Source organism: Microcystis sp. M49636_WE2, assembly GCF_030065375.1.
Classification (GTDB): Bacteria; Cyanobacteriota; Cyanobacteriia; order Cyanobacteriales; family Microcystaceae; genus Microcystis; species Microcystis aeruginosa_C.
Genome location: NZ_JASJFG010000164.1, coordinates 1 through 1,483 on the forward strand (window position 1 = coordinate 1; position 1,483 = coordinate 1,483).

The 1,483-nt window shown below is 42.1% G+C and carries 3 protein-coding genes; 1 reads left to right on the forward strand and 2 read right to left on the reverse strand.

The window, feature by feature from the left end:
• Nucleotides 1-6 precede the first annotated feature (6 nt).
• Together PX484_RS03745 and PX484_RS03750 are read right to left on the reverse strand one after the other, a co-directional pair.
• Entirely contained in the window at nucleotides 7-306 is a 300-nt protein-coding gene (locus tag PX484_RS03745) for a hypothetical protein (RefSeq protein WP_287766799.1), read from the reverse strand.
• Nucleotides 307-357: 51 nt separating this feature from the next.
• Nucleotides 358-666 carry a hypothetical protein gene (locus tag PX484_RS03750; RefSeq protein ID WP_287766798.1) on the reverse strand — a complete coding sequence of 103 codons (309 nt, stop codon included), beginning with the start codon at nucleotides 664-666 and terminating at the stop codon, nucleotides 358-360.
• Nucleotides 667-978: 312 nt separating this feature from the next.
• On the opposite strand from PX484_RS03750, the gene PX484_RS03755 reads away from it, so the two are divergent.
• Nucleotides 979-1,476, forward strand: a complete 498-nt coding sequence (locus PX484_RS03755) for a DUF29 domain-containing protein (RefSeq protein ID WP_002798842.1) — start codon at nucleotides 979-981, stop codon at nucleotides 1,474-1,476.
• Nucleotides 1,477-1,483: the final 7 nt, after the last annotated feature.

Consider the following 1,483-nt stretch of genomic DNA (forward strand, 5'->3'; position numbering starts at 1 on the left):
TGTGATCTACGGATGAGGTGTAATAGCGAGAATGGTGATTTCCCCCGAATGAGGTCCATAGCACCAGAAAATTCGATAGGCTCCCGGTGTATTCTGTTGGGCGTAGGCTTCAAAAACCTTCTGTGTTGCATCATAAGGGTTATCGAGGGAATTAAATTCGTGGGTTTTTAGTCCCGGATGTCTTGGGTTTGTACTGAGGAGCTTGAGGGCTTTTGTTACCTGTTTGTAGAGACCCTCTTGTTTCGATGCTTTTGTCCTACCTTGAGCTAGGCGAGTCTTTTGAGCCTGTTCCGCTTCTGCTCGCAATTCAGATAGAGTATTTCGAGCTTCCTGTGTCTGTCGTAAAGAGAAATTTAATTACTCCTCGACTTCTTCAGGAATAGATTCAGCTAACTTAAGCATAGCGCCTAAATCGACTGTTTCTTCAGCGAAATTTCCTGTGCGGGCTTCTGCGAGTCCCCGTTTGAGCGACTCGCGGACCCTAGGATTCTGAAATACCCATAGCTCTTGCTCTGGAATCGCAACCATGGGAACCAAAAGAAGTTCCCCGCTTGCATTCATCAGTATTCGATAGTGACGGTTGCTACATTGAGTCCCAAGGCTAATCCGTCCCCAAGCATCAGCCTGAATATCTTCTTTAATGAGCGAAAAATTCTGATACTCCATCACGTCTCCTCCTCTCTTCATATACTTATTCTAGATAAGTTACCCAATTTGGGCAATAGGGTTATGTCCATTTAGCTTCTCACTATCTAAAGAAAACAGGTTAAACTTGTTCGGGCTGGAGCCTTGACAACAAACCCAGTTTGTAGTTGCGCTCCCTTCGCTAAATTCTCTCCCCTTTCCTTGTAGGATAGGGTTCAGGGGAGAGGTCAATAATTAAGAATCCAATGCGATCGCAATATCTGGTAATGATCAAGTATAATAATAAATATAAAGACCAAATTATTCATCTACCGTTAACTTAATCAAAGCCAAATGAACTTATTAAAACAATCGGACATTCAAGAAAATCCCACAACACTTTACGAACAAGATCTTCAGTTGTGGATTGAGCAAACTATTCATCAATTACAGAATCGACAGTTTGAACAACTGGATATAGAAAACTTAATTGAGGAGTTAAAAGATTTGGGTAAGTCAGAGAAACGCGCCTTAGAGAGCAACTTAATGGTCCTGTTGATTCACTTACTCAAATTAAAGATACAGCATGATGCTCCTGAGACAATGAAAGCAAGTTGGTATAACTCAGTAGATGAGCATCGCCAGCGCGTTCAAGATGATTTACTTAAGACTCCCTCTCTTAAATCTTATCTCTTAATCTCCATCACACAAGCCTATTCCAGCGCTCGTAAAGTCGCCATCAAACAGGGTAAACGCGCTCAATTTGGTATTCGTATTCCCCAAGAAAGTGAGTATCCCCTCGCTTGTCCTTTCACACCTGAACAGATTCTAAATGAGGACTTTTACGGGTAAAAACGAA

Coding starts and splice junctions, on each gene's coding strand:
- PX484_RS03750 (WP_287766798.1), bottom strand. CDS start 666: ATGGAGTATCAGAATTTTTCGCTCATTAAAGAAGATATTCAGGCTGAT.
- PX484_RS03755 (WP_002798842.1), top strand. CDS start 979: ATGAACTTATTAAAACAATCGGACATTCAAGAAAATCCCACAACACTT.